Here is a 5,700-nt window from a genome sequence, read left to right on the forward strand (position 1 = left end):
TGATGAGGATTTAGATATTGAAATGTACGAATACACTATAAATTATTTAAAATCAAAAGGCTACAACCAATATGAGATATCTAATTACGCTAGAGAGGGATATGAATGCAAGCACAACATATTGTACTGGAAATGTAAAAATTATATAGGTTTAGGACCAGGAGCATCTGGATATATTAATAATATTAGATACAACAACGAAAGAAGTCTAGATTCTTATCATGACAAGTTATCTAATAATCAAAAGCCTATAGAATTTTTCGAAGAATTGACCTTAAAGGACAAAATAGAAGAAAAAATTATTATGGGTCTTAGAATGAATGAAGGTATAATTTTTAAGGACTTTGAGGAGTTTGGTATAGATTTTGAAAGTAAGTATAGAGAACAGTTAAATAAACAAATTGATTTAAATTTAATAATAAAGACACATAAAGGTATTAAACTTACTCAGAGAGGAAGGGAAATATCAAACAGCGTTTTTTTAGATTATATAGATTAAAAGTATTGACAAACAAAAAAATAAATGGTATATAATATATATAATCTTTTTAGCACTCGGATTTAGTGAGTGCTAACAGCAAGGAGGAACTTATATGGAACTTAATGAAAGAAAAATGAAAATCCTCAAAGCGATAGTTAAAGATTATATTGAAACAGCTGAAGCTGTAGGATCTAGAACAATTTCTAAGAAGCATAATCTTGGTGTTAGTGCTGCGACTATAAGAAATGAAATGGCTGATTTAGAGGAATTAGGATATCTAGTTCAACCACATACATCAGCAGGTAGGGTGCCAACAGAAAAAGGTTATAAATTATATGTAGATTTGTTAATGGGAACTAATGAGTTAAACGATAACGATAAACAAGTTATAGAAAAATGTGTGGAAAGTAATATGAACCATATACAAAGTTTAATTCATGAAACATCTAAGATGTTATCACAGCTTACTAATTACACTACAATAGGTACTACAAGACAATTAGTAAAGCCTAGTGTAATTAAACATATACAACTAGTTAGTATGGCAGAGCATAGTATTTTATTGATAGTTGTAACAGATACTGGTGATATAAAGAAAACTGATATTTTCACCAAAAAGTATTTAGATCAAGCTAAGTTGAATATAATTTCTGATAATCTTACTAAGAAGCTTGCAGGAAAGAGCATAACAGATATTGATAACAATTTAATAGCTTTTATAAAATATGAAATAGGAGAATATTCTTCAATAGTGGATAAGCTACTTAGTATATTGAATTCTAATGTATCAGAAGATGATGTTTCAATTAGCTTAAATGGAGTTACAAATATACTTAATTATCCAGAATTTAATGATGTGCTAAAGGCTAGAAGCTTTTTAGATATGCTTGAGACAAAAGAAACTGTAGCACAGATTATACAATCAAAGGGCATATTAAAAGATAATACTAATATAATAATTGGTAGCGATAATGATTGTAAAGAGGCTAAGGATTGTAGTGTTGTGACAGCTACATATAAAGTAGACAATGAACAAATAGGTCGCATAAGCTTTATAGGACCGACTAGAATGGATTATTCTAGAATATATTCAATAATAAATTATATGAATATATTACTTAATAATAAATAGAAAATAAAAGGAATCGAGGGGTGTAATATCTTGGAAAATAAGGATGTGCAATCTGAAGTTAAAAGTGAAGCAAGTACTTCAGACAAAGATCAAGTAGTTATTGAAGATCAAGTAGCTGAAGAAGCTGATACAGAACAAACTGAAGATGACAATGTGACAGATATAAATTCTAAATTAGAAGAAAAGAAAGTCAACGATCAAATAAAAGAATTAGAATCTAAAATAGAACAGTCTGAAGATAAATATAAAAGACTTCAAGCAGAATATGCTAATTACATGAGAAGAACACAACAAGAAAAAGAAACTATAGGCATATTTGCAAATGAAAAGATAATAACTGAATTAATACCAGTTATAGATAATATGGAAAGAGCATTAGATGCATGTACAGATAAAGAAGACGCTCTTTTCAAAGGTGTAGATTTAGTTTATAAACAACTAAAGGATTCACTTGCTAAATTTGGAGTAGAAGAAATAGAAGCAGAAGATGCTGATTTTGATCCAAATTTCCATATGGCAGTAATGCAAGAAAGTGTTGAAGGTGTAGAACCAAACAAAGTTGTAATGGTACTACAAAAGGGATACAAGCTAGGTACAAAGGTAATAAGACCTACAATGGTTAAAGTATCTTGCTAATGAGATTGATAAATTTGTAAATAATAAATAGCTAGTGCAATAAGTAGCTAATAAATAATAATTAAGAATGAAAATTTTCAGGAGGCGTTTTAAAATGGCAAAAGTAATAGGTATAGATTTAGGTACAACAAACTCTTGTGTAGCAGTATTAGAAGGTGGAGAACCTCAAATAATAGCAAACACAGAAGGGATGAGAACTACACCATCAGTAGTAGCATTTACAAAAGATGGTGAAAGAATAGTAGGGGAACCTGCAAAAAGACAAGCAGTTACAAATGCAGAAAGAACTGTATCATCAATAAAAACTCATATGGGTACAGATTATAAAGTTGATATAGATGGTAAAGGATATACTCCACAAGAAATATCAGCTATAATACTTCAAAAATTAAAAGCAGATGCTGAAAGCTACTTAGGTCAAACAGTAACTGAAGCAGTTATAACAGTTCCAGCATACTTCACAGATGCACAAAGACAAGCAACTAAGGATGCAGGTAGAATAGCAGGACTTGATGTTAAGAGAATAGTAAATGAACCAACAGCTGCAGCTTTAGCATATGGTATGGATAAGTTAGACGAAGATAAAAAAATCTTAGTATTCGACTTAGGTGGTGGTACATTCGACGTATCATTACTAGAAATCGGCGATGGTACTTTTGAAGTTTTAGCTACTGCTGGTAACAACAGATTAGGTGGAGACGACTTCGATAAAGTTATAATAGATTATTTAGCTGATGAATTCCAAAAAGCTGAAGGTGTAGATTTAAGAAACGATAAGATGGCTTTACAAAGATTAAAAGAAGCTGCTGAAAAAGCTAAAAAAGAATTATCTTCAACAATGACATCAAATATAAATCTACCATTCATAACTGCAACTGCAGAAGGTCCAAAACATATGAATATAGATTTAACAAGAGCTAAATTCGATGAATTAACTGCTCATTTAGTAGAAAAAACTATGGGACCAACTAAGAGTGCTTTATCAGATGCTGGACTTTCAGTATCAGAAATAGACGATGTATTATTAGTAGGTGGTTCTACAAGAATACCTGCAGTACAAGAAGCTGTTAAGAGATTTATAGGAAAAGAACCTCACAAAGGTATAAACCCAGATGAATGTGTTGCTGCTGGTGCTGCTATACAAGCTGGTGTATTAACTGGTGAAGTTAACGACGTATTATTACTTGATGTTACTCCATTATCATTAGGTATAGAAACATTAGGTAACGTATTTACTAAGATAATAGAAAGAAATACAACAATACCAACTAAGAAATCTCAAGTATTCTCAACTGCTGCTGATAACCAAACTGCTGTTGATATACACGTATTACAAGGTGAAAGATCAATGGCTTATGATAATACTACATTAGGTAGATTCCAATTATCTGAAATACCACCAGCTCCAAGAGGAATACCTCAAATAGAAGTTACATTTGATATAGACTCAAATGGTATAGTTAACGTATCAGCTAAAGACTTAGGAACTGGAAAAGAACAAAAAGTTACTATAACTTCAGGAACTAACTTAACTGAAGAAGAAATAGAAAGAAAAGTTAAAGAAGCAGAAATGAATGCTGAAGCAGATAAACAAAAGAAAGAAAAAATAGAAGCATTAAACCAAGCTGAATCAACTATTTATCAAACTGAAAAAACTTTAAATGAATTAGGAGATAAAGTAAGTGCAGATGATAAATCAGCTATAGAAGGTGCTTTAGCAAACTTAAAATCAGTTAAAGATAAACAAGATGCAACTGCTAGTGAAATCAAAACTGCAATAGATGAAGTTATGAATAAATTCCATAAGATATCTGAACAAATGTATCAACAAGCACAAGCTCAACAACAAGCACAAGGTGGAGCAGGAGATGCAGGATATGACCAAGGTGCTAGCCAAGGAAATGACGACAACGTAGTAGATGCAGATTTTACAGAAGTTGACGATAAATAGGTTACAAAAACAGAGGATTCGTGTATAATAAAAGGCGACGTACTTTTTAAAAGTACTTAGAGAGATTAGTCTGTTAAAATAAATTTATAATAGCTTGTAGTTTAACATTCTACAAGCTATTGTTTTGTAAGATGTAAAGGTGGTGAAATCCTTGAGTGAAAAAAGAGATTACTATGAGGTGCTTGGGGTAAGTAAAAGTGCAGACGCTAAAGAAATTAAAAAAGCTTACAGAAAATTAGCTATGAAATACCATCCAGATAAAAATCCTGGAGATAAAGAAGCAGAAGAAAAATTTAAAGAAATCAATGAAGCTTATGAAGTATTATCTGATGAAGAAAAGAGAAGTACTTACGATAGATTTGGACACGACGGCTTAAATAACCAAGGAGGCTTTGGTGGAGGTCAAGGCTTCGGTGGTGGTTTCGGAGGCGGCGGCTTCGGCGGATTTGAAGATATATTCGGAGATATATTTGGATCTGGCGGCTTTGGCGGTGGCTTCGGAGGCGGTGGATCATCTAGAAGAAGAGGTCCAAGACGTGGTGCTGATATAAAACAATCAGTTACAATTACTTTTGAAGAAGCTGCATTCGGTAAAAAGCTAAAAGTAAAATTAAATAGAAGCGAAGAATGTGAAGAATGTCATGGTAGTGGTGCAAAAGCTGGAACATCTAAAAAAACTTGTCCAACTTGTCACGGAACAGGTCAAGTTCAAAGTGTTCAAAGAACTCCATTTGGTAATATAGCCACTCAAAGAACTTGTTCTACATGTAATGGTGAAGGAGAAATAAACGAAAATCCATGTCCTAAATGCCATGGAAAAGGTAGCATAAGAAAGTCTAAGACTATAGAAGTCGATATACCAGCAGGTATAGATGATGGACAAATGATAAAACTTTCAGGACAAGGTGAAATAGGTGAAAAAGGTGGCCCTAGAGGAGATTTATACATCGTAGTAAATGTCCAAAGACATCCAATTTTCACAAGAGATGGATACGATGTTTATATAGAAATGCCTATAACTTTTGTTCAAGCAGCATTAGGTGACAAATTAGAAGTACCTACATTAGATGGAAAGGTTTCATATTCTCTACCTGAAGGAACTCAAACAGGTACAGTATTTAGACTTAAAGAAAAAGGTATACCAAAATTAAGAAGTAATTCTAGAGGTGACCAATACGTTAAGGTCGTAATAGATACACCTAAGAAATTAAACGATGAACAAAAAGAATTGTTAAGAAAATTCGGTGAAGCTTGCGGGACTAAGGTTCATGAAAAACAGAGGAACTGGAAGAAGAAGATAGATGATCTTTTCAAAGGTTTTAAGAAATAGATTTGTTAAAAAGTATTTTAGATAGTTTTGTTGCTATTTAAAATACTTTTTTTATTTATAGTTTTATAAGATTTAATATTTTTTATAAGTGAAAAAATTATAATAAAAGTTAGAAAATGTTATAAATTTGTAAAAAATAGTAGTTAAATATATTATAATGTAATAAGATT

At 31.6% G+C, this 5,700-nt stretch carries 4 protein-coding genes and 1 pseudogene; all 5 read left to right on the plus strand.

Annotated elements, in window-relative coordinates; genetic code table 11:
- Window positions 1–499 (plus strand): annotated as a pseudogene (locus ACI3VO_RS04295) (radical SAM family heme chaperone HemW); the annotation flags it as partial.
- 94 nt (window positions 500–593) lie between these two features.
- Window positions 594–1,613 (plus strand): heat-inducible transcriptional repressor HrcA, encoded by a 1,020-nt coding sequence (gene hrcA, locus ACI3VO_RS04300; RefSeq protein ID WP_439756738.1) that lies wholly within the window; start codon window positions 594–596, stop codon window positions 1,611–1,613.
- Between the two features lie 30 nt (window positions 1,614–1,643).
- Complete coding sequence (grpE, locus tag ACI3VO_RS04305; protein ID WP_439756739.1) at window positions 1,644–2,249, plus strand: nucleotide exchange factor GrpE; 606 nt, start codon at window positions 1,644–1,646, stop codon at window positions 2,247–2,249.
- Between the two features lie 94 nt (window positions 2,250–2,343).
- On the plus strand, window positions 2,344–4,200 hold the full coding sequence (gene dnaK / locus ACI3VO_RS04310; protein WP_439756740.1) for a molecular chaperone DnaK: 1,857 nt from the start codon (window positions 2,344–2,346) through the stop codon (window positions 4,198–4,200).
- A gap of 151 nt (window positions 4,201–4,351) precedes the next feature.
- Complete coding sequence (dnaJ, locus tag ACI3VO_RS04315) at window positions 4,352–5,530, plus strand: molecular chaperone DnaJ (RefSeq protein ID WP_439756741.1); 1,179 nt, start codon at window positions 4,352–4,354, stop codon at window positions 5,528–5,530.
- Window positions 5,531–5,700 lie beyond the last annotated feature (170 nt).

The sequence above is a fragment of the Intestinibacter sp. genome, from assembly GCF_051866655.1.
Taxonomy (GTDB): Bacteria; Bacillota; Clostridia; order Peptostreptococcales; family Peptostreptococcaceae; genus Intestinibacter.